Here is a 21,518-nt window from a genome sequence, read left to right as displayed (position 1 = left end):
AATTATAGAATAACATGTATAGCGATAAAACAAATAGCGAGCTTATAGAGGTTCTGGATCAACATTCATTACTCACTTTTGAGGCGCAGTTAAGTTTACAAGACGAACTTGAGAAACGTGCTGTTGTTGTAGATTTAAGTGGTTTAGAAGCGACTATTGCCAATAAATTAGCTCAAATCAACAATCTTGAGTATTTAAAAGATTTCGGATTCCAAGCAAATAAAACGGCTGATGGATTAGTGGTTACTAGAACACAGAAGGCATTGCTTACCGATGTACTTGCTGTTATCGTTGGTTTAATGGTATTTCTATTAGGTATATATGGCTGTATAAACTTAGTTTATACGTTTATAAACGGTGATGAGCTAGATGTATTTACATTGGCATATAAGTTTGCCATGGCAAGTTTAGTTTTTATAGGGATTAGCTTTTTCAGCGGATTACAACGATTGTTTGATTTTTACGGATTCGAATTAAGTAAGCTGAACGGATTGGTAACCTTAAAAAAGCGTTTTGATGTAAAGCTAGAGGAGATCAAGGTAAATCCTTCAGACATTCATTTAGATACTGATGAAGATATACTTTCCTTAAAATTGGGTCACGATACTATTTTTACTTCTAATGGCGGTAATTTAATACAGAGCCTAACCTTAAAAGAGCTTGCAAAAGAATTAAAATCATAAATTACAGTCATGTTCGAGCATTATTTTCAATGTCCGTATTGCTGGGAAGAAGTGTCTATGCTTCTTGATCCTTCCGTTTCACAACAGACCTATGTAGAAGATTGCGAAGTGTGTTGTAACCCTATAGAAGTTACACCACAGTTTCAAGATAATGAACTGATTGGTTTCGATGTTCAGAGTATAGAACAGTAGTTATTCCGGTATTGCAATTTTACCACCAAAAGTATCATCCTTATCTACCGATTTTGGGTTACCGTATACGGTAATAAATCCGCCAGCTTTTACCTTTGCCACGACCGACTCGCTCGCATATACCTCGGCACTTCCACCAGATAATACAATTACGGTACTGTTTTTCGATTTCAGACCTTTATTCAATAATTTGCCACCAGTGTTAATAGTTACATCTTGATCTGTAGTAGAGCCAGAAAGTTTAATTTCACTACCGCTCAAACATTTAGCGGTAATGTCGTTGTACGCAATATTTAGGGTAATGGTACTTGCATCTTGAGCATCAATAGTTAAGGTGTTGCCTTTAACCAAATTTGTGGAGATAATTCTAGAATTTTTATTGGCGTCGATAACGGTCAAAGCTTCGGTATAGTATAGTTTTAGATGTAAGATAGTGTTTAAAACAGATTCTCCAGAGCACATTTTTAGACGTAATCGCCCATCATTTTCAGTGATACTTAAATCTTTTTTATCAACCGCCAAAATTTCAATTTTGTTCTCATCACCTTTTACTAGGGTAACACTGATTCTATCGTACACTCTAAGTTCTGAAAATTTAGCTAAAGGTATAGTAGTGTTGTTTTGAGCAAAACTGCTTAAAGTAGAATAGAAAATTAAAGCAAATAGAAGAATAGATTTCATGTAGTGTTGGCTATTAGGTACTACAAAGTTAAGGTACAAATGGGTTTGTATCACAAAAGTGCAGTTTTGGTTTTTACTTGTGATATATTATTTAACTTTGAAAATAGATAGGTGCAAGCAAAACACAATGTCAGTGCGGAGTGCTTTTTGAAAGAAGTATAGCCGATTTTAAAAGTGCCTGCCGGTGGGTAGGTATCGATAATAGTTTTGGTATACGCTACCACACAAACCCCCTTTTTAAAAGTTAAATAACGCCATAAGTAGATTTAGGGTTTGCAGTTTTGTTATCTTAAACAAGTCTTTGAAGATAATTGGGTTTATGAAAAAGAAATATCTGCTAGTTGCCTTATTTGTTGTAGTAGGTATCGTCGGTTTTGCCGGTGTGCAATACTTACCTACGGCAGAAAATGAGATAATTTCTGAAACTTTAGATTCTGTTGTTACCCGTAGAGAATTACGCAGAAGCTTCTTTGATAAACGAGAAATTCTAGTTGTTTACGGTGTAAAAGATACCGTCTTACAACAGCAGTATAAAGATATTCTTCATGATCTATCGGTATTAGAAGTAAGCAAATCTTGGCGAAGTGTAAAGGTGAACTATCAAAATGTAGATGAGGTCAGCGAAGAATCATTGAAAAACAATATTGTGTATTTAGTGGGCGCTGTTGATGAAAATAGGTTGATTAAAAAGTACATAGCCGATACTCCTTTTCAGGTCTCGAAAACTTCTATTGGCATCGGGACTAAAGAAGTTCAAAATAACAATTCAGTATTAGGGGTGAGTTTTTATCCAAGTCCCGTAAATTCCAAAATACCGCTCAGTTTTTTAACGGGTACTGATGCAGAACAGGTGTTTAACTTTTTTGCAAAAAAAGTTTTAGAAGAGGGGCAGTCTTTTTACCGCCAGAATCTAGAGTACGAAGTTTACGAAGATAAAGAGCGAATGGTTATGGGCGATTTCAATGCCAATTGGGGTATTGAGGGGTCCAAATACTTCAATTTCTCAACAGGCACTAAAGTAGTTTTAGATGCCGATGAGTACCGGTTTATAAATCATCAAAATGCAATTCTAACATCAAAGGTGTCAGAAAAACAGAGTGAGGTAAATGCTTCTAGGGTTAAGGTTTTTGATTTTGTAGGCAAAGATAATGTGCCTAAAATCACATATAATTTTTATACCTGTACAGAAGAAAAAGGTTTAATAACGGGCAATACCGATCATTCAACTTTCGATACGGTTACAAACGCTGTACATACTATCGTCAATAAAATTTATGAAAATAATAATATCGGTAGAGATAATGCTTTATTGCTCCACAATCTTATTGGTGAGAGTGATAAGAATATAATTACATCAGGATTGCCAATTTATTTCACAGATACCTGGCAAATGAAAGGTTATAAATATTGGTCGGCAAGGTTGGTAGAATCTGAGAATACATTTACGGTAGCCGAGCTATTAGACAATACTTTTATGGAGATGGAGTCATCACTTATTAGAGATTGTATGGCAGGTGCATTTACCGATTTTCTAATAAAAACTTGGGGAAAAGATACCTACTTAAAACGCTACAAAAATGCATCACTCTCTGAGCGTGAAATTAAAAGTTTAGAAGTAAAGTGGCAGAATTATTTAAAGGTATTGCCAAAAGAACATCCGAAGAAAAAAACAGAATCTAAAAAATTACCCTATCTCAAAGGTTTCAATTTTGCACATGAAGGCTACAGTATATATAATGGGTATGGTTCTAAAAAGGCAACAGAATCGCTGTTAAAGCAAAAGAATATGGGCAGTAACGCCATGGCAATTGTACCATATACTGGTATTAACGATATAAATACGCCAACACCGCTACATTTTAGCGATAATGCAGGTAGTGAAAATGACGACGCCATAGTACATGCAGTTGCGACGGCAAGCGACATGGGCATGTATACGCTATTGAAACCTCAAATATATGTAGGTGGCAGCTGGCCAGGTGGTATAGATATGCCTACAGATGCGCAATGGCACAAGTTTCATGATTACTATTACCGATGGATACGCCACTATGCTTTCTTGGCTGAAATTCATGAAATGGATGCGTTGTGCATTGGTGTCGAATTTACAAAGGCAACCCTATCGCAGCCCGACGCTTGGCGTGCAATGATAAAAAAAACAAGGGCGCTGTATTCTGGTCAACTGACCTATGCTGCCAATTGGGGAGCAGAATTTGAGGAAATAGAGTTCTGGAACGATTTAGATTTCATTGGCTTAAATTCCTATTATCCGTTAAGTAAAAAGGACAATCCAACGAATGAAGAGATGAGTCTTCAGTTCGATACTATAAAGACCAAGATTAAAAAAGTTTACGACCGTTTTAAAAAACCGATCGTATTTACAGAAATAGGATTTAGAAGTGTAGATACCCCGTGGAAGAATCCGCATGCAGAGGCAGACGATACCATAAATGAAGAAGCACAACGCAGAGCCTACGAAATTATCTTTAAGGGTATACAAGACGAACCTTGGTGCCGGGGTATATTGTGGTGGAAGTTTCCGAGCTTCATCGAATACCGTGGCGAGCACAACAGTGCCTTTACACCTAATAATAAATTGGCGGAAGAAACAGTACGCGAATGGTTTACAAAGTAGTCGGTATTCTAAAAAATATATATGATATTTATCGGTTTAAGGTAGTGCTGTAAATACGTGTAACTTATTGATATTCAATTTTTACTCCATCTTTTTATCTAACAAAAAAAATTCATAACGGGCTAAGGCTGTTTTAGATGTCAAAATAGTCGGTTGGGTCACTAATACCATCTATCAGCAATATTCTGCAATATATTTGGAGTATAGAAAACAATTCTAAAAACTTAAAAACATATACAATGAAGAATATTAGAGTAATAGTTGCAGTAGCAATTTTAGCCGTTACATTTATTTCCTTTAAAGGAGTACAAAAACATAAAGCAACTGAGAAAGCTGAAATTGCCGCTCTTTTTGATGATTGCATTATTGATTTAGAAGCGCAATTACAAACGTCTTTAGAGAACGATAAATTAAACCCAAACGATATTAGGGTAGTAGAAATTGATGAAGAAGTAAACTTAGGTTTTGATGCCTTTGAATACTTACCAATAGTATTTGATGCGTATGCAAGTGCAGAATTGACCGAGAAAGATTTTAAAATATTTGAGAGTGAACAAGAAGTTGATTTAGGTTTTGATACAGCGGCATATTTACCATCAGATTTTGATGCCTATGCACTTTAAGAAGTTTGTGTAGTTTAAATTAAAGTTGGTCTTCGCTTCGGTGAAGACCTGCTTTTACGTGTTTTAGATATAAAAGTTTTATTAGGTACATTTGAGAAGTACCATTCTAAAGTAGTCTTATGGCCATAACAAAGGTGAAACAAGGGGAGGTTATTAAAACCGCCCTATTATTAGGTATACTGGTATCATTGCCAAAAACCATTTATTTATATAATGGTATTATGGAGGGCAATTTAGATTTTTCATTTACTTGGGTTACAGATTTTCTATACCGTTATATCTTCTTCATTTGTTTTTCTTATTCCGTTTTACAATTAAATGCCAATATAGATTTTGATGCCTACAAATGGACCACTTTTGTAAAGTTGAGTGTTATTTTTATAATGAATGTTGTACTACTTTTAATAGGAATCTACTTAATACATGCCCTGTATCCTATTTTTAACGGTAGACCTTTAGATCCCCGAGAGACTGGTTTTGTTAGATTTACGATTATTAATCTTTCAATCGTACTTTATTTTATTGCCAGGTTACTTCGCGTAAGTACAGATAAGCAAGAAAGTAGAATAGAGAACGAGCAATTAAAGCAACAAAATTTAGAGAACGAATTATCGGCTTTAAAAAACCAGATTGATCCCCACTTTTTGTTCAATTCGCTAAATTCGTTATCGTCACTAGTACGTGAAAATGACAAGGCGACCCAGTTCGTAAATAAATTGTCGTATATGTATCGTTATATTTTACAGAGTGGCGAGACAAATCTGGTGCCGATAAAAGACGAGTTGAAATTTTTAGATAGCTATTCTTTTTTAATGCAGACACGATATCGTGATCGTATACAAATAGAGGTGAATATCGACGACAGTTTAATGGATTGTGAGGTACCACCATTGGCATTGCAATCATTAGTAGAAAACTCGGTAAAACATAACGAAATATCATCGACCAACCCATTAACGGTCAAGGTATATTCTAGCGGAGGTTCATTGATCGTAGAAAATCCTATTCGTACACGAAGTACGATGGCAGAAGGTCTGGGTACGGGACTCTATAATCTCAAAAAGCGGTATTTGCTTTTGCTGAAGAAAGAAGTGTTGGTAAGTACCGATAATGATATATTTAAAGTAGAATTACCTTTAAAAACCTTGTCATGAAAGTAATTATTGTTGAAGACGAGCTTGCTGCAAGCGATAACCTTTCGTATTTACTAACGAGAATCAATGCAGATATTGAGGTTATTCAGGTTTTAGATACTGTAAAAGCTACAGTAGATTATTTTACTAATCCGCATGAGGGTGTTTTGGTGTTTATGGATATACATTTGGCAGATGGCATCTCGTTCGAAATTTTTGAACAGGTCGAAATCAACATTCCTATTATATTCACTACAGCTTATGACCAATATGCCTTAAAAGCATTTAAGGTGAACAGCATTGACTATTTATTAAAACCGATTGATAAAGAAGAATTATCAGATGCCTTAAATCGTTTTAATGCATTAAACCTTAAAAAAGGTATCGATGAGGTTCAAATGAACAGCCTTCTACAACTAATACAAAGTAAGGCAGAGAATTTTAAAAAGACTTTTTTAGTAAGTGTAGGCGACCAATTAGTACCGGTTAAAACTGCCGATATCGCTTATTTTTTTATTGATACCGGTGTTGTAAAAGCGGTAACCGTGCAAGAACGTTCGTTTGTATTAGATGTGAAGTTAGAAGATATCGAAGAAGCCTTAGATCCTTCGGTTTTCTTCAGGGCAAACCGACAGTTTATAGTCCGTCGGGAAGCAATAGTTACCATAAAATTACATTTCAATAGCAAGTTGTTGGTAGATGTACACCCCGTTTGTAGCGAGCGTATTGTGGTGAGCAAGGCAAAAGCGACGGAGTTTAAAAGTTGGATGAACTCTTAGGATTTTCTTATTTTTTCGGTTGCTTTTTTCTAAAGATATTCGATATCGTTTGCCCTATTTCATCCATTTTATCAAAAGGCTCTAATAATGTTGGGTTGGTCAAATTAATAGGGGATGTATCTTTAACGCCCGCTTGCTTAGGATAAATTAAAAGGTAGCTCTTCTTTTTGAAGTATGTATTTAGGTAGTTTGGTATGTTACTCATATTGGCATCGTAGGAAGGCATATTTTTACGACTTAGAACTATTACTAGGTTGTCATCTTTTAGAATTTCATTTTTAAGCACTAAAAAATCTGCCCAGTTTTTAAAATGGTGGTATTCGTATACTACCGGATGTTTTAATTGCAGGCTATCGATGGCTGTTTTAGTTTCCTCGGAAGCAAAGAAAACCAGCTTGGCGCTTGAATTTTGTGCAATATTCCAAAGTTTTTTTAGCCATAGTGGGAATCCTATTTCTATTTCGGCATGCTCGGGAACAATAATCACATGTCTTTTTAAAGTGCTAAAAGGTTGTGTAGGTTTGTAGATTAGGGTGGTAGGGTTACATCTCGACAAAATACCTTCGGTCAAGTTTCCCAGAAAAGAATCGGAAAGATTTCTCTTTACATGCAGCCCTAATATAAGGTCGGTAATTTTATGCTCTTTGGTAACATTCGAAATACCGTTGACAATATTAATATCGTAACGCAGTAACTGGTGCAAGGTATTATCGGTAGCTGAAGCGGTAACGGCGGCATGCCCAAGAATTTTACGCGCATGTTTTTCGGCAGAGCTACCCGTTTCATAATCATCAACGATACTAAGGGCAAAGAGACCTTCTTTGTTTTGTTGGGATTTTGCGGTAATGCCCAAATTTAATAGGTCATCGATGGTGTCGCTATTATTTATGGGAATCAATATTTTCTCTAAGTAGTCTTCTTCATCGCTAGCGGTTTCAGAATGCTCTAATAACGCAATGTTCTTAGCTCCTTTTTGTGCTACGAAAGAGGCAATGGTGCAGGTAAAAAGAATCATTAAAATGGTCCCATTTAAAATACTCTCGTTCAGCAATCGAATAGGTTCGCCGGCAGACGTAGTGCCAATTATTAAATTATAACCGATTAAAACCGCCGCAAGGGTAGCAGCGGCCTGGGCGTTGCTTAGACCAAATATCAAACGACGTTCATCTACCGAAAAGTGAAATGTTTTTTGGGTAAGCCATGCTGCCAAAAATTTTGCTGTGGTGGCAATCAAAATCATAATGGTAGCGACTTTGATAGTTTCAAAATCTTTAAAGAACGCCCTGTAATCGACCAGCATACCTACGCCAATTAAAAAAAAAGGAATAAAAATAGCATTGCCCACAAACTCAATTCTATTCATAAGGGGCGATGTATGCGGAATAAGTCTGTTGAGTGCCAAACCCGTTAAAAATGCTCCTACTATAGCTTCAATACCTGCAATTTCAGCTAAGAAGGCACCCAGAAATACCATCATCAGTACAAAAATGTAATGTGAGATATTATCATCGAATTTCTTAAAAAACCATCGGCCAATAATGGGAAAAATCAACATTACGGTTGCGCCGAAAATTAAAACAGACACCGATAATTTCACCCAAAAGGCGAGGTTTACTTCACCCGTATTCATACCTACAATAACGGCAAGTACCAAAAGCGCTAGCGTATCGGTAATTAAGGTGCCACCGACAGTAATATTCACAGCCCTATTTTTGGCAACCCCCAATTTACTAATAAGCGGATATGCGATTAAGGTATGCGAAGCGAACATACTCGCTAAAAGTACAGAAGTGGCCATAGAAAACTCTAGAAGATAAAGCCCTGCGAACATGCCCAATGCCATGGGAACAATGAAGGTATAAAGTCCAAAAACGATACTTTTTTTACTGTTCTTTTTAAAATCTGCTAGGTCAATTTCTAATCCTGCGAGGAACATTATGTAGAGCAGCCCTGCAGTACCAGAAAGTATGATTCCGCTATCGCGCTCCATTAAATTAAATCCGTTCGGACCAATTACTGCACCCGCAATTATTAACCCGAGCAAGGCAGGTATTTTTATTTTATTTAGTAGAATGGGTGTGAATAGAATAATAATCAGTATCAATAGAAATTTCAATACCGGATTGGTAAAAGGCAAGCTGTAATCAATGGTAAGCAATGAAATCATACGGTGTGCATTTTGCAACGCTCTGGTAAAATGCAACCAATTTGCTGTTCACCCTTAGTTGATTGTTATATACGGTTTTGTGCTCTAAAAAGTTGTCAATACCATGCGTTAAACATAGCGAATAAACAACTATAATTCTACCGTTACATACTCTCTAAGCTGAAATAATTTTTCTTAGGTTATATGTTGATATGGGGTCGAGGTAGTATAAATAAAAACTAAGAATTACTCTTGCTGATTTTCTATCTTATCAATCATCTCTTTAAAAAGACCAAGCAAGAATTTTAGCTTACCAGGATCACCGGCTGCGGTAAATTTTTGGTTCGCAATTTTAACCCCGTACCAATCCTGTTTATTAGTTTCATTAAGAATCCAATCTAGGTTCATTGTGGCAATTGAAGTATTGGAAATGTCAATCTCAACCTCCCATCCAGGATTATCTATGGTGGTTATTTGTATAACTTCTCCATGTTCCCAATCGCCATCACAATTCTCCTTAAACCAATCTTGTATCCAATCTAAAATATTCATATGGTATGCGTAAGTGAACCTAGGTTATGTTTTGTAATGTGCTAATATAGGGCTTGGGCAGCGTTAAAATGATTTTAACCAACAAACTAGTTCACTATTTAACTATCCAACTATCCAACTATCCAACTATCTCACTAATTACTCGTCTATCTCAGCATCAGGTAATTCTAAAATGGTACTTGTAGATAACGCATTTCCCGCAATACCTTTAATAGAACCGAAGAGTACGTTGATATTTTCTTGAACGCCCCAAATTTGTTTTTCACGAACCGCAAAATTTTTGAACGCCGCTTTCTTCTCATAGTTCAGCTGCTTGATCATAGAATCGTAGTTTTCTATAATTCTATTTATATTCTGTACAAACTCGTTACTGGTCAAATAAGAATAAAGCAGCTCCATCTTATCGCCCTTGTTCTCATCCGATGATTTTATAGATTGTGTTTTTAGCAAAAGTTCACGTAGCACAAGAGAAACACTTTTTACCTCGTTGAATCCGCATATCCACACACCGTTTTTCTCACCGAAGCGATCCATATCTGGCGGAAAAGTCTCCGTTACGATCACTGCAATATCTGCCTTACAGTTAATCTGATCCTGCTTTAGTTTATTGATCCAATCGTTGCTAAAGTTCTTGGTGCGCTTGCTCTCGTAAACGATAGATCCACAGGTTTGCTGTAGCGAGTTAATAACCGTTTGCACGCAATCTGCACCACGAACACCCTTGCCCACTTCATCTATATCATCAAAAGGGTAGGTGGCACGTAATAGTTCTTCTAAAGCGAGTTCTTGCACCTCGCCCTGCATTTGCATAGAACCTTGTTCGGCTTTACGCTTCATTTCATCAATAAGCTTTCTTTGGTCGTCAAGTTGCTTTTGATATTCTTTCTCTTTCATCGCCATAGACTCGCGCTCTTTTGCCTTGGCTTTCTCTTCAATTTCGGTCTGCTTCTCCAGCAATTCCTTTTGCACGTTCAGCTTTAGGTCTTCAGCTTTTTCTTTAAGCTCGTTCTCGCGTTTCAATAGATCTATTTCTTGCGAACGTAAAGCCCTATTTTCCTCTTTCTTTTTCTCGTTCTCTTCTTGTAGTGCCTTTAATTTTTGCTCAAAAGATTCGTTGGTCTGCTGTTGTATTTTTTCAGATTCTTTGGCAAGGCGTTGTGCAAGCTTCTCTTTAAAAAGCTCGTTTTCTTTCTCTTTTTTCTTCTCGAATTCTTCTACCTCAATCTCAAGCTTTCTACGTTCTTTATTGAATTTTTCTGCCTGCTCCGCTACTTTACGCTCATACTCCGCTTTAAAATGCGCCTGCATTTTACCAGATAGCGCCTCTTCAACATCAAACTCATGCGCACAATTGGGACACTTAATTTTATCTACCATGTTCTAAAAACCATTTTCAACTATAAAAATACAGAACCCTAACCAAGCCTACAATGTTTGGCGGCACTCAAATGAAATGAAAATTTATTTGTTGCGTAGTATTTTGATTTCCTGACAATTGTCATAGAACATCTTGCAACTACATTCTATTTTTGTGTTATTAAAATTACCGACTATGACCTCATTACATCTACCCTTGGTAAACTGGAGCAACGGCGTTATTATGATTGCTGTATTTGCAGCCGTTTGTTTAACCCTTGTTGGCATTGTACTAATGCTAATGAACGGCGATAAGAAAAAAGAAGAATAGTTACTCTTACACTGCTATTGATATAACACGTAGCGTGGCGGCGTAAGTCCGTTTAGGCGCATGTAAACCAACATTTGTGCTCTGTGGTGGGTAATATGGTCTGCTAATAGCAGATAAATTTGACGCTTACTTCTGTTAGATCCAAAATAGTCTAGTTCAATATCTAATTCTGCAGGTTCAACATCTTGTAAAAGCGCAATGGCTTCGGTAAACGTTTGGTCTATACGTGCCATCATTTCTGCCTTAGTTTTATTGGCAGGTTTAAAAATGGTGTCCGTTTGGTATACGCGTGCTTCTCGGTCGCCAATGAGCGATTGGCTGTGCCAATCTAGCGCAAAACCAATATGCATTAAATTTTCGGCAAAGCTCAAAGACTCTTCTGTTGCTTTATACCCATACTTTTCTTCCGGCATCATATCGGCAACCAATAACAAGTATTTGCGGGAGTTTTCTAATCGCTCAATGGAATCGTCAATGAATTTGTCTTGTTGGGCGAAAAGACACGTTGTAAATAGAAGGATGGCAATAAGTGTGATTGTTTTTTGCATGATGATTGATGATGAGATGAATAGCAACTAAATTTAATTATTTTATTGCTGTTTACACCCATTTACCCTTTCATCTTGCGTCAATGTCCAAACATTGATGACTTTTTGCTCCAATTTATTTTCGGCGGTAGGTGTCACCAATTCCACTTCAACAATACTTTCGGTTGCGAACTTGTATTTAGGGGATTCTACTAAATACCCATTTACATAAATGCTATTGTTCGCATCTAAACCGAAAAAAGTATTGAGCTCAGCTTGAGTTTTAGATGCTATTTTTTTCTTTAAAATCACTAATGCAATACCGTTTTCACTTAGATTGTAAAAGTCATCTCGGGTGGGTTTGTCTTTTAGCACACGTACCTCGGTAATATCTTCCTTTGTAGCTATAATATGATTATTAGCAATAATAGTATCATCAATCAATAGCATTGGGCAGTTGATTTTTGCTGCTTGTGGTAGTTTGATGAAGTTATCTTGGGCGTAGCTGTTGAGGTGTAGGAGGATGAAAAGGAGTGTGGTGAGGGTGGTTTTCATTTAGATTTTTAACGTCTCGGCTATGAGTAGTTGCGTGGGTTAGCACTCAACTTTGCAAGTACACACCAATCTGAAAATCTGCGATGATTTTCAGAAGTAGGCGAGTACAAGCAATTACTTATAGCCATTGTTGTGCTTAGTTATTTTCTTTACTTTCAATTATAATTGTTCGAGCAATTTCACTAATCATTTCTATTTCAATTCTTAGTTTGTCAATATTATTAGGAGAAGGATTAAACGGAACTGCTTTCGATTCGTCAAAATCTGGATTAGAATGAACAATTGAGCATCTAGTTGAATAAATACGTTTCGTTAATTCACCAAAGAAATTTCCATCTTTCTCAAAGTCTATCGCTGGTAATTCAAGAGGTTTGACGCAATCAAATGTTAAAGATTTAGAAAAGTGGTCAATTAATTCCAATTCCTCAATTGATTCTTTTAGTTCTTCTCTTTTAATATATTGCTTTAATACTCTTTCAATTTTCACTTTGTCATTAGTATGTCTGTCGTTTTCCTTTTTGAAAAGATTAATAGCAGAAGTAACGTATTTGTCAGTTTTTAAATGGAAATCAGGTTTTAATAATATTTTTTTAACTTCTTTAGATACTAAGTCATAAGCACTTTTATCTGAAAAGTATTCAATAATGTGATAATAACATATAAATTTAAATGGTAAGAAATCAACTTTTTCAGCAATATGAAAGTATTGAATTAATTCAGGAATATACTTTTTGTAGACCAAATCAAATTTTTCATTTGGTAATTCAGCCTTTTTCTTTCTACGTCTAATAAATCTTCTTAAAAGTCCGTCAATATTTACAGTTTCAAGAGCGATGTCATAATTATATTCTATATCGAATAAAACAGAGTTTATGACATTTCGGATATCATTTACAATACCATCAGGACTTTCTTTTTTATAACCTTCTATTTTTAAAATAGTGGGTTTTCTTCTTGAATATCGGAAAGCACCACGCACAAACTGAAGGAATTTAGGCAATAAATTATCCTGTCCAATTTCTAAGAGAATATTTAAGTTGTTTCTATGGTAATTCATACCAACATTGAAAACTACAGTTTTATTAACTTCATCATCAACCTCTATGTTTCTAAATGAAGTTCTGTATGAAATTGAAGTTAGTAATACCTCAATTGTGTTGTTGTAACGAATTGCTAAAAAGTCAGGAAAAACAAAAATATTTTCTTTTAAAATTTCTGAAACTGAATCTATTTCGTGGTCAGGTTTAACAACTATTTGGAATTCCGAATTTCCTTTAAAACCAGAAATATGTATTCTATCCTCTTTTCTAATATCATCTTCGGCATAGAAAAATTCGTGTTCTTTTGACTCGAAATTTAAATCGGGAAATTCTTTTTTTAGAAGCTCTATTTTTGTCATTTACGTTTTTTCTAATTAAGCACAACATTTGTATAAAGAAACTAGTGTTTATATTAAATAATATAGTTACTAGTGATTTTAGCTATTTTATAAAATTTTTCTACCAAAGTGTCTAGGGGGAGTATACTTTGCTTGGTACTGCAATATAAAGAAGTTTACGTTACATTTTCTTACGGGTTTCCGTAAAACTGTCAGAAAAATTAAAGTGGTGTAAATAGAATATAACGAGCTGCGTTTGTAGTTGAAGTTAGTGCACCATAGCACCATCTTCAGCATCCTAGCACCCACCCCTTAATCCCCTCCCAAGAGGGGAGATTTTCGTTTTTTTTTGCGGTTTTATTGGTGGTTGTGAGCTTCTGTTTCTACAACAATTATTTCTTTTTATGTATCTAAAAAGCCTAATCACTGTCACGGTCTGTTCCCCTCCTTGGAGGGGCTAGGGGTGGGTATTTTATGTTAGGTTGGTTAATTAAATCTTCAGCATCGTAGCACCCACCCCTTAATCCCCTCCCAAGAGGGGAGGTTGTCGTTTTTGGTTGTAGGTTTATTGGTTGTTGGGGAGTTGCGTTTTTATGAGAGTTACTTCGTCTACTTTATTTAACAAGTTTGTTTTAAGTCAGAAGCTGTTCCCCTCCCAAGAGGGGAGAATTGCATTTTTGGTTGCGGGTTTGTTGGTGGTTGGGGAGTTGTGTTTTTATAAGAGTTGCTTCGTCTGTTTTATCTAAAAAGTTTGTTTTAAGTCAGAAGCTGTTCCCCTCTTGGGAGGGGCTAGGGGTGGGTATTTTGAGTTAGATTTTTCAATGAAATCTTCGTCACCATAACACCCCCCCCCTTTAATCTCCTCCCAAGAGGGGAGGTTTTCGTTTTTTTTTGCGGGTTTATTGGTGGTTGGGGAGTTGCGTTTTTATAAGAGTTACTTCGTCTGTTATGTCTAAAAATTTGTTTCAAGTCAGAAACTGTTCCCCTCTTGGGAGGGGCTAGGGGTGGGTATTTTGAGTTAGGGTGGTAAATCAAATCTTCAGCATCCTAGCACCACCCCTTAATCCCCTCCCATGAAGGGAGGTTTTCGTTTTTGGTTGCGGTTCTTTGGTTGTTGGGGAGATGCGTTTTTATGAGAGTTACTTCGTCTGTTTTATCTAAAAAGTTTGTTTCAAGTCAGAAGCTGTTCCCCTCCTTGGAGGGGTTAGGGGTGGGTATTTTGAGTTAGAATTTTCAATGAAATCTTCAGCATCGTAGCACCCACCCCTTAATCCCCTCCCAAGAGGGGAGGTTGTCGTTTTTGGTTGTAGGTTTGTTGGTTGTTGGGGAGTTGTGTTTTTATAAGAGTTACTTCGTCTGTTTTATCTAAAAATTTGTTTCAAGTCAGAAACTGTTCCCCTCTTGGGAGGGGCTAGGGGTGGGTATTTTATGTTAGGGTGGTTAATTAAATCTTAAGCATGGTAGCACCCACCCCTCAATCCCCTCCCAAGAGGGGAGAGTTGCATTTTTGGTTGCGGGTTTGTTGGTTGTTGGGGAGATGCTTTTTTATAAGAGTTACTTCGTCTGTTTTATCTAAAAAGTTTGTTTCAAGTCAGAAACTGTTCCCCTCTTGGGAGGGGTTAGGGGTGGGTATTTTGAGTTAGAATTTTCAATGAAATCTTCGTCACCGTAGCACCCACCCCTTAACCCCCTCCCAAGAGGGGAGAATTGCATTTTTGGTTGCGGGTTTGTTGGTGGTTGGGGAGTTGTGTTTTTATAAGAGTTACTTCGTCTGTTTTGTCTAAAAATTTGTTTCAAGTCAGAAACTGTTCCCCTCTTGGGAGGGGCTAGGGGTGGGTTCTTGTTTGTTCTAATTTCTCAATTATTACTTTAATCTCTTCTAAAACAAAACCTAAATTATTCTTCACATCAGTATCTGAAAACCTGAGCATATGTACACCTAAAGATTCTAAGCGTGCTTGCCTTTTGTTATCTTTTTCTTCGTGTCCTTCTTCAAAATGAATACTGCCATCTACTTCTATGGCGAGCTGAAGATCTTTGCAATAAAAATCAACTATATATTGATTGATAGGAATCTGTCTACTAAATTTTTGACCTAGCTTTTTACCTTGGATTTCTCGCCATAGCGCAATTTCACCAAGGGTCATATTGTTTCTTAATTCTCTAGCGAGTTCAACTAAATTTGGGTTGTACGAAATAATCTTTCTCATAGTAGTACCCACCCCTTGGTCCCCTCCCAAGAGGGGAGAAGTACGTTATTGATTGCGAAGTTAGAGTTAGTTGAAACTTCTGTTTTCATAAGAATTATTGTTAGAATATATTCTAATTAAATACGCTAGCTATTCCCCTCTCGGGAGGGGCTAGGGGCGGGTATTTTATTCTTTAATCTCATAATCTATGCTCAACTTACGTAAAGCCCTTAATGCAGAACCAGAATTTTTATCGCTTACTTCAATGTCTACTGCATCACCTTCTAAAAGAATATCTGTAAGTTCATTGGTAAGCGAATCGCTGACATTAGATGATAATTCTGCAATACAATTAGCTATTGCTCTTCTATCTGGTCTTTGGGCATCACAAGTCAGTAAATTGATTTTCATAAGGGTAGTTTATATATGCAAGATACCAGTGTTGGATGAGGTAAAGGGTATAGGTGTGCTATTATTCAATTTTAGTCACTAAATGTTCTTTATTTGGTTAACACACCAAAAAAGATTGATTTGATGAAATGACGTTGCGGCAAATTCATGATGTTCGTTTTTTTAGGATTAAAATTCTAAGACATATGTTACTTTTCGTTTTTATATACTACGCCACCTTTCATTACAAACTTCACATGTTCTAAAGTGGAGATATCATTTATGGGGTTGGCATCTACGGCAATAATATCTGCCAATAAACCTTCTTTTACTTCACCACGATCAGTAAGCCCTAGCATTTCTGCACTATTGGTAGTAGCAGTTTTTATAGCTTCTTTAGTACTCATGCCACATTCCATCAATGCAGCGAATTCAATGGCATTTTTACCATGAGGGATTATAGGGGTATCTGTACCAAAGGCAATTTTTACATCTGCTTTTATAGCTTTGGTAAGATTTTGTTTGGCAATAGGCATCACATAATTGGCTTTACCGGCCATAACAGGATCCATTTTGTCGATCATAGGCTCTATTATAGTCGCGAGCCCTCTCGTCGGTACCAGGTAAACACCATTTTCTTTCATTAACTGAATACCTTCATCATCAATAATAGATCCATGCTCAATTGAATACACACCAGCTTTTATAGCTTCTTTGATACCTTCGGTACCATGTGCGTGGGCAGCAACTTTTATATGGTGTCTTGCAGCTTCATCTACAATGGTCTTCATTTCTTCATTACTTAACTGTTGTGCGCCAATGGCATCTTCCATAGAAAGTACACCCGCCGTAGCATGCATTTTAATGAATTTAGCACCATGTTTAATTTGATATCTCACTGCTTTGATAGCATCATATTTTCCATTAATGATTCCGTCATTAGGACCAACGGTTACTAAACCTTCGGCCAGCCCCAAAGAAATATCTCCGTGTCCGCCACTAATAGAAATCATATGTCCCGATGGAATAATTCTAGGTGCAGCTATCATCCCTTTATCAGAAGCCTCAGAAACCGCAACATCAATAAGCTCGGGTGTAATGTGTAATTGCCCAATACTTCTTATGGTAGTGAAACCCGCCATTAATGTTTTTTCTGCATTCACGACTGCCCTTACAGTACCTTGGCTAGCACTTTCTTTATACACATAATCCCAGCTGCCAGTAAAGTCACCGTCTAAATGCACGTGCATATCCATAAGACCCGGCAACAAAATTTTACCTGTTAAATCTACTGTTTCAATACCTTCGGGAAGTGACTTTGGATTAATAGATTTTATGGTTCCGTTTTCGATGAGCAGATTAGCAGGTGAAATTAATTTTCCGGTTCTGACATCTAAATACGAATCTGCTTTGATCAGTTTAGATTGTGCAATTCCTGATAATGTCGCTGTTAAAATGAGAAGGAGGGATAAAAATTGTTTCATATAATAATGTTTAGATTTATATAGTCTTATTCAAAGATTACAATAGCCATAGTTCTTTGATAAAAATAGCATTATAAAGTGTTAGGGGAGTGGAATTTATTGGTTACAGCAAGATACAGAAGTTTGACTTAAAAAGTTTAACAAAAGTCACTGATTGTTCCCCTCCTCAGAGAGACCATAGGTCTGTATTTTGCTTAAGGGAGTTTAATAAAATCTTTAGCATCGCGGCACCCACCCCTTAATCCCCTCCCAAGAGGGGAGGTTTTCGATTTTGTTTGCGGTTTTCTTGGTTGTTGTGGAGTTTCAGTTTTATAATGCCAACGCTCGCCCCACCCACAAAGGGCACCCAGGTTTAGTTTAGTGATGAAATATGGTCTTAATCTAAAAAGCTAAATAACAGTCATGGTCTGTTCCCTTCTCGAGAGGGGTTAGGGGTGGGTTCTTTTTGGTTACAATGTTTGTTAAAACAAAAATCCGCTTTAAAGAAATGTCTTTAAAACGGATTTGATTTCATATCATTTGTTACAATTACACAAACAGCAAGATTATGGTCAGTACCATACCACCAAGTGAAAAGTACAGTCCTTTTTTAAATACAGTAGTTTTTGGCATAAACATCCAAAAAGAAGACACCACGAAAAATAGTAGTGAGAGTCCAAAAAATATATTTAGAAAATAAACAGGGCTATTGGTAGTCGCTTTATGTAAGTGTTCCATCTTATCTAGAATAAAGGGAAGTTCCATTTTCTTAATGGTAGCCATACCAGTAGCAGTATTATATTCGCCTTGTTTAAAATAAACGATGTCTCCTTCTGTTTTTTCAGGTTTTACGCCGCCTTTGATGCGAAGAGCATCACTAAGTTCACTAGCTTTTAAATTAGGTTTTAATTGTTGTTCGGTAATTTTTTCACTTTTAAGAAAATCGGTATTTCTATAAATCATAATGATTCCGCTTATAGAATACATCGCCATAATACCAGCTAAAAAGAAGCCTAAATAACGGTGAATAATTCTCATGCGTAAACTTGTAGTCATTTTCATATGGTCAATTTTAATAGTTGGTTAGAGTGCAAAAATAAGCACATATTACTATAAGTTATTATGACAGTGATAAAGATGAAAGGTTTAAAGAGAAAGTACTTAAAAAAGAAAACCCCAAAGAGAAAAATCTCTTTGGGGCTATCTCCGTTGTTTGGTAGTTGTAATTATTTAAAACCTATTTCTTCAAGTCCATCATGACTAATTTTAATAGCATCTAAAGCCTTAAGACCGTCGAAAGTCATGTCCTGTTCAACCATGTAATATTTCATGCCCGATAATGCCTTGTTGTCCAGTATATTTTTAAATCCGATAGATCCTTTACCTACAGGCGCAAATCTACCTTGCTCGTCCATATCTTTAACATGCCAGATTTTAAAACGACCTGGGTATTTATTGAAGTAGGCGATAGGGTTGGCACCTGCTTTGGTTACCCAATATAGATCCATCTGAAAATTCAATAATTTAGGATCTACATTTTCTAATAGGTAATCTATAGGTGTAATGCCGTCAGCATTTTTCTTAAATTCAAAATCATGATTATGGTATAGTAATTTCAAGCCTGCTTTTTTAGCCTTTTCGCCAAGTGTAGTTAATATTTTAGCTAAGTCTTCAATTGTACCGGTCATGCCCATTGTTCTGTCTTCTTGATTAAAGGTGAACATACCCATTGGTGGAATCGGAACTACAAAATATTTAAAACCTGCAGCCTTGGCATCTGCCATCATTTGGTCAGCATTATCAATAGTAACGGCACTTTGGTGTGTACTAATTGGCTTTAATTTTAGAGATTTTAATAAGTCTTTAAAATCTGCCGGGGTCATACCATAATACTTGCCGTCTTCATAACCTGCAGCTTCTATATTTTTATAACCTGCATCAGATACTGCTTGCAAAGTTGCTTTTGCATTTGTACCCATATCATCCCTTACGGTATAAAGAGCAAGACCGCCAAATTTCTTTTGGGCGTAGGTTGTAAATGAGCCGAACATAAAAGCAGCGAGAACGGTACATTTAAAAAAGTTGTTGAGTGTTGATTTGTTCATTGTTGTTATTTTAAGTGTCTAATTTTATTTAAAACTATATAAGTATGGTGCTTTATGAGCTTTACCTTCAAAAAGCTTTTCATGCCGTTGCAATATGTCTAGTGACAACATTTTACGCTGAAAACTAGTGCGTCTTAATGTATGTCCTAAGATTGCTTCGAAAACTTGTTGTAAGAGTTTCATGGTAAATCTTGGAGGCAACAGATTCATTCCTATTATCTTCTCACTAATATTATTACGAAGTACTTCAAGAGCTTTGCTTACAATCTCATTATGATCCATCATTAATTTAGGAACATTATCGATGTCGTACCATTCAATACTATCTGATAAGTGATCTGGTTTCGGATTCACATTTTCGTAATTAATAAGCGCATAATGACCAACGGTTACAAAGCGTTCCGTCATCCATTCATTATCGGCTAAATCTTTATTATTTGCTTCTAAAATGCGACGCGTAGCTGAAGGATCTGTTCTATTGGGGTCTGCGAAAACTTGAAATTGATCTAAGAATACATTTTTTAATCCTGTACGTTCTTCTACCCCTTTATTTACTGCCTCTTGTAGACTTTGGTTATGTTTTATATAACCTCCGGGAAGGGCAAATAAACCAGTGTTGTGATATTCTAAAATGAGAATTTTTAGTTTAACACCGTTAAACCCAAAGATTACACAATCATAGGAAAGGTTGGGGATGAATTTCGTATTTTCTGAGCCTTTCATTCGTGAAATTGATAAAATTTAGTAGTGTTTATCAAATAAAGCATAATTTTTGATCTAAACAAAGAATTATTGTCATAATATGAGACAATAAAAAAAGTGTTGATATTGTAAATATAAATCTACCATATCAACACTTTAAAATTTTCACCATATTTAGGTATTTCAATTCTGAAATATACGTCAACTTTACTTCATGGGTTATGTTTAAAATACCAAATATTCATACTTTCAATTGCATCTCTTACCAAACAATTGTTGGTCAATGTACCTGCTAGTTTAAAATCATGTTTACTAAATGTAATATTTAGGCCGTACGATGTTGATCGCACCATAGTGTAAATAGTTTTACATCTTAGTTTCTCCATCTTATTTTTAATGTCTTGCACTAAGAAATAAGAAAGGTTTTGACCTCTATAATCTGGATGCGTTACAAAATCTACAATTTCTACATTAGACTCATTTACATTTAGGGCAAGAATAGCTGACACCAGTAGTTGCCCGTCTTGAAAAAGTCCCAAGAATTGATGATTTAAGTCTTTTAACTTAGAGAAATAGTGTAAATCTTTTATCTGATGCGGATGATATTTGTAAGCCTTTTTATGCAAATCTTCAAGCATATAAAAATCATCACTTGTAAGCTCTTTTATTTTCAGATGATCGGGCATTTGAAAATACGAATCTGTACTAGGTTTGTTGGCAGCCTTGGCAATAGTCTTGACCGTAGCAATAGTTTTAGTTGTTTTTTCATCGTTCTCATGGCGTTTTTCACTGATATAATCGGCTAGAAAATAACCATCAACAGTGTCATTATATAAACCAGGGATTTTTGCTTCGACCGTAAACCCATTAGATTTTAATACGTCTACACTTTTTTTAGATGTCTTACCTAAAATTTTCTCATAACGCATCTTTGTAGCAAGATTTTTCATTTTTGGAAGCAGATTGTCTAAATCAACATTATCGGCTTCAGAAAAATAAATACGTTTATGCATGGTGCCATGGTAAACCAAGGCACCATCTATTTTTTCAATTGTTTCGAACATAAATTTCGATTTTCGAATATGGGGACTCCGTTAT

21 protein-coding genes are annotated in these 21,518 nt (G+C 36.0%); 7 read left to right on the top strand and 14 right to left on the bottom strand.

The window, feature by feature from the left end; all coding sequences use genetic code 11:
* Window positions 1-14 precede the first annotated feature (14 nt).
* Window positions 15-683: a hypothetical protein gene (locus CLV90_RS14055; RefSeq protein WP_133688144.1), complete on the top strand. Its 669-nt coding sequence runs from the start codon at window positions 15-17 to the stop codon at window positions 681-683.
* Window positions 684-692: 9 nt separating this feature from the next.
* Window positions 693-875, top strand: coding sequence for a CPXCG motif-containing cysteine-rich protein (locus tag CLV90_RS14050; RefSeq protein WP_133688143.1), 183 nt, complete (start codon window positions 693-695; stop codon window positions 873-875).
* Here the strand turns inward: CLV90_RS14050 and CLV90_RS14045 are convergent, their stop codons facing one another.
* Entirely contained in the window at window positions 876-1,556 is a 681-nt protein-coding gene (locus CLV90_RS14045; protein ID WP_133688142.1) for a head GIN domain-containing protein, read from the bottom strand.
* Between the two features lie 319 nt (window positions 1,557-1,875).
* Here CLV90_RS14045 and CLV90_RS14040 point away from each other — a divergent pair, with 319 nt between their 5' ends.
* The 4 genes from CLV90_RS14040 to CLV90_RS14025 all read left to right on the top strand — a co-directional run bounded on the left by CLV90_RS14040 (window position 1,876) and on the right by CLV90_RS14025 (window position 6,726).
* On the top strand, window positions 1,876-4,191 hold the full coding sequence (locus CLV90_RS14040; RefSeq protein WP_133688141.1) for a glycoside hydrolase family 113: 2,316 nt from the start codon (window positions 1,876-1,878) through the stop codon (window positions 4,189-4,191).
* A 239-nt stretch (window positions 4,192-4,430) separates the two neighbouring features.
* Window positions 4,431-4,814: a hypothetical protein gene (locus CLV90_RS14035; RefSeq protein ID WP_133688140.1), complete on the top strand. Its 384-nt coding sequence runs from the start codon at window positions 4,431-4,433 to the stop codon at window positions 4,812-4,814.
* Window positions 4,815-4,933: 119 nt separating this feature from the next.
* A complete protein-coding gene (locus tag CLV90_RS14030) occupies window positions 4,934-5,968 on the top strand; it encodes a sensor histidine kinase (protein ID WP_133688139.1) in 1,035 nt (344 codons plus the stop codon).
* Window positions 5,965-6,726, top strand: coding sequence for a LytR/AlgR family response regulator transcription factor (locus CLV90_RS14025; RefSeq protein ID WP_133688138.1), 762 nt, complete (start codon window positions 5,965-5,967; stop codon window positions 6,724-6,726). Before CLV90_RS14030 ends, CLV90_RS14025 begins: the two co-directional genes overlap by 4 nt.
* 7 nt (window positions 6,727-6,733) lie before the next feature.
* Here CLV90_RS14025 and CLV90_RS14020 read toward each other — a convergent pair whose 3' ends face one another.
* From CLV90_RS14020 to CLV90_RS14010, 3 genes are all read right to left on the bottom strand, one after another.
* The gene (locus CLV90_RS14020) at window positions 6,734-8,893 is read right to left on the bottom strand and encodes a cation:proton antiporter (protein WP_133688137.1); all 2,160 of its coding nucleotides are present in this window, start codon (window positions 8,891-8,893) and stop codon (window positions 6,734-6,736) included.
* A 225-nt stretch (window positions 8,894-9,118) separates the two neighbouring features.
* A complete protein-coding gene (locus CLV90_RS14015; protein ID WP_133688136.1) occupies window positions 9,119-9,424 on the bottom strand; it encodes an immunity 53 family protein in 306 nt (101 codons plus the stop codon).
* A gap of 138 nt (window positions 9,425-9,562) precedes the next feature.
* Window positions 9,563-10,801, bottom strand: a complete 1,239-nt coding sequence (locus CLV90_RS14010) for a DUF2130 domain-containing protein (protein ID WP_133688135.1) — start codon at window positions 10,799-10,801, stop codon at window positions 9,563-9,565.
* Between the two features lie 175 nt (window positions 10,802-10,976).
* Between CLV90_RS14010 and CLV90_RS19550 the strand changes: the two genes are divergently transcribed.
* A complete protein-coding gene (locus CLV90_RS19550) occupies window positions 10,977-11,111 on the top strand; it encodes a hypothetical protein (protein ID WP_262493322.1) in 135 nt (44 codons plus the stop codon).
* Window positions 11,112-11,125: 14 nt separating this feature from the next.
* Here the strand turns inward: CLV90_RS19550 and CLV90_RS14005 are convergent, their stop codons facing one another.
* The 10 genes from CLV90_RS14005 to CLV90_RS13960 form a co-directional block, all read right to left on the bottom strand.
* Window positions 11,126-11,659, bottom strand: a complete 534-nt coding sequence (locus CLV90_RS14005) for a DinB family protein (protein WP_133688134.1) — start codon at window positions 11,657-11,659, stop codon at window positions 11,126-11,128.
* Between the two features lie 42 nt (window positions 11,660-11,701).
* Entirely contained in the window at window positions 11,702-12,193 is a 492-nt protein-coding gene (locus tag CLV90_RS14000) for a hypothetical protein (RefSeq protein ID WP_133688133.1), read from the bottom strand.
* 136 nt (window positions 12,194-12,329) lie between these two features.
* Window positions 12,330-13,592: a hypothetical protein gene (locus tag CLV90_RS13995; protein WP_133688132.1), complete on the bottom strand. Its 1,263-nt coding sequence runs from the start codon at window positions 13,590-13,592 to the stop codon at window positions 12,330-12,332.
* A 1,805-nt stretch (window positions 13,593-15,397) separates the two neighbouring features.
* Window positions 15,398-15,781 (bottom strand): endonuclease domain-containing protein, encoded by a 384-nt coding sequence (locus CLV90_RS13990; RefSeq protein ID WP_133688131.1) that lies wholly within the window; start codon window positions 15,779-15,781, stop codon window positions 15,398-15,400.
* A gap of 165 nt (window positions 15,782-15,946) precedes the next feature.
* On the bottom strand, window positions 15,947-16,171 hold the full coding sequence (locus tag CLV90_RS13985; protein ID WP_133688130.1) for a hypothetical protein: 225 nt from the start codon (window positions 16,169-16,171) through the stop codon (window positions 15,947-15,949).
* Window positions 16,172-16,359: 188 nt separating this feature from the next.
* Window positions 16,360-17,634 carry a metal-dependent hydrolase family protein gene (locus CLV90_RS13980; protein ID WP_133688129.1) on the bottom strand — a complete coding sequence of 425 codons (1,275 nt, stop codon included), beginning with the start codon at window positions 17,632-17,634 and terminating at the stop codon, window positions 16,360-16,362.
* A gap of 528 nt (window positions 17,635-18,162) precedes the next feature.
* A complete protein-coding gene (locus CLV90_RS13975) occupies window positions 18,163-18,675 on the bottom strand; it encodes a hypothetical protein (RefSeq protein ID WP_208295133.1) in 513 nt (170 codons plus the stop codon).
* Between the two features lie 164 nt (window positions 18,676-18,839).
* Window positions 18,840-19,718 (bottom strand): sugar phosphate isomerase/epimerase family protein, encoded by an 879-nt coding sequence (locus CLV90_RS13970; protein WP_133688128.1) that lies wholly within the window; start codon window positions 19,716-19,718, stop codon window positions 18,840-18,842.
* A 24-nt stretch (window positions 19,719-19,742) separates the two neighbouring features.
* Window positions 19,743-20,441: an NUDIX hydrolase gene (locus tag CLV90_RS13965; protein ID WP_133688127.1), complete on the bottom strand. Its 699-nt coding sequence runs from the start codon at window positions 20,439-20,441 to the stop codon at window positions 19,743-19,745.
* Window positions 20,442-20,632: 191 nt separating this feature from the next.
* Window positions 20,633-21,484, bottom strand: coding sequence for a GNAT family N-acetyltransferase (locus tag CLV90_RS13960; RefSeq protein ID WP_133688126.1), 852 nt, complete (start codon window positions 21,482-21,484; stop codon window positions 20,633-20,635).
* Between the last annotated feature and the right edge of the window lie 34 nt (window positions 21,485-21,518).

It is taken from the genome of Maribacter spongiicola (assembly GCF_004364165.1).
Taxonomy (GTDB): domain Bacteria; phylum Bacteroidota; class Bacteroidia; order Flavobacteriales; family Flavobacteriaceae; genus Maribacter; species Maribacter spongiicola.
Note: the sequence above shows the minus strand (reverse complement) of the source record. Positions and strands in the feature narration are given on the sequence as shown.

Excerpts from the sequence above, each read along its gene's own strand:
- CLV90_RS13975 (WP_208295133.1), bottom strand. The coding sequence starts at position 18,675 with ATGAAAATGACTACAAGTTTACGCATGAGAATTATTCACCGTTATTTA.
- CLV90_RS19550 (WP_262493322.1), top strand. The coding sequence starts at position 10,977 with ATGACCTCATTACATCTACCCTTGGTAAACTGGAGCAACGGCGTTATT.
- CLV90_RS13995 (WP_133688132.1), bottom strand. The coding sequence starts at position 13,592 with ATGACAAAAATAGAGCTTCTAAAAAAAGAATTTCCCGATTTAAATTTC.
- CLV90_RS14040 (WP_133688141.1), top strand. The coding sequence starts at position 1,876 with ATGAAAAAGAAATATCTGCTAGTTGCCTTATTTGTTGTAGTAGGTATC.
- CLV90_RS13980 (WP_133688129.1), bottom strand. The coding sequence starts at position 17,634 with ATGAAACAATTTTTATCCCTCCTTCTCATTTTAACAGCGACATTATCA.
- CLV90_RS14045 (WP_133688142.1), bottom strand. The coding sequence starts at position 1,556 with ATGAAATCTATTCTTCTATTTGCTTTAATTTTCTATTCTACTTTAAGC.
- CLV90_RS13990 (WP_133688131.1), bottom strand. The coding sequence starts at position 15,781 with ATGAGAAAGATTATTTCGTACAACCCAAATTTAGTTGAACTCGCTAGA.
- CLV90_RS14020 (WP_133688137.1), bottom strand. The coding sequence starts at position 8,893 with ATGATTTCATTGCTTACCATTGATTACAGCTTGCCTTTTACCAATCCG.
- CLV90_RS13970 (WP_133688128.1), bottom strand. The coding sequence starts at position 19,718 with ATGAACAAATCAACACTCAACAACTTTTTTAAATGTACCGTTCTCGCT.
- CLV90_RS14000 (WP_133688133.1), bottom strand. The coding sequence starts at position 12,193 with ATGAAAACCACCCTCACCACACTCCTTTTCATCCTCCTACACCTCAAC.
- CLV90_RS14055 (WP_133688144.1), top strand. The coding sequence starts at position 15 with ATGTATAGCGATAAAACAAATAGCGAGCTTATAGAGGTTCTGGATCAA.
- CLV90_RS14050 (WP_133688143.1), top strand. The coding sequence starts at position 693 with ATGTTCGAGCATTATTTTCAATGTCCGTATTGCTGGGAAGAAGTGTCT.
- CLV90_RS14010 (WP_133688135.1), bottom strand. The coding sequence starts at position 10,801 with ATGGTAGATAAAATTAAGTGTCCCAATTGTGCGCATGAGTTTGATGTT.
- CLV90_RS13965 (WP_133688127.1), bottom strand. The coding sequence starts at position 20,441 with ATGAAAGGCTCAGAAAATACGAAATTCATCCCCAACCTTTCCTATGAT.
- CLV90_RS14015 (WP_133688136.1), bottom strand. The coding sequence starts at position 9,424 with ATGAATATTTTAGATTGGATACAAGATTGGTTTAAGGAGAATTGTGAT.
- CLV90_RS13985 (WP_133688130.1), bottom strand. The coding sequence starts at position 16,171 with ATGAAAATCAATTTACTGACTTGTGATGCCCAAAGACCAGATAGAAGA.
- CLV90_RS14035 (WP_133688140.1), top strand. The coding sequence starts at position 4,431 with ATGAAGAATATTAGAGTAATAGTTGCAGTAGCAATTTTAGCCGTTACA.
- CLV90_RS13960 (WP_133688126.1), bottom strand. The coding sequence starts at position 21,484 with ATGTTCGAAACAATTGAAAAAATAGATGGTGCCTTGGTTTACCATGGC.
- CLV90_RS14030 (WP_133688139.1), top strand. The coding sequence starts at position 4,934 with ATGGCCATAACAAAGGTGAAACAAGGGGAGGTTATTAAAACCGCCCTA.
- CLV90_RS14005 (WP_133688134.1), bottom strand. The coding sequence starts at position 11,659 with ATGCAAAAAACAATCACACTTATTGCCATCCTTCTATTTACAACGTGT.
- CLV90_RS14025 (WP_133688138.1), top strand. The coding sequence starts at position 5,965 with ATGAAAGTAATTATTGTTGAAGACGAGCTTGCTGCAAGCGATAACCTT.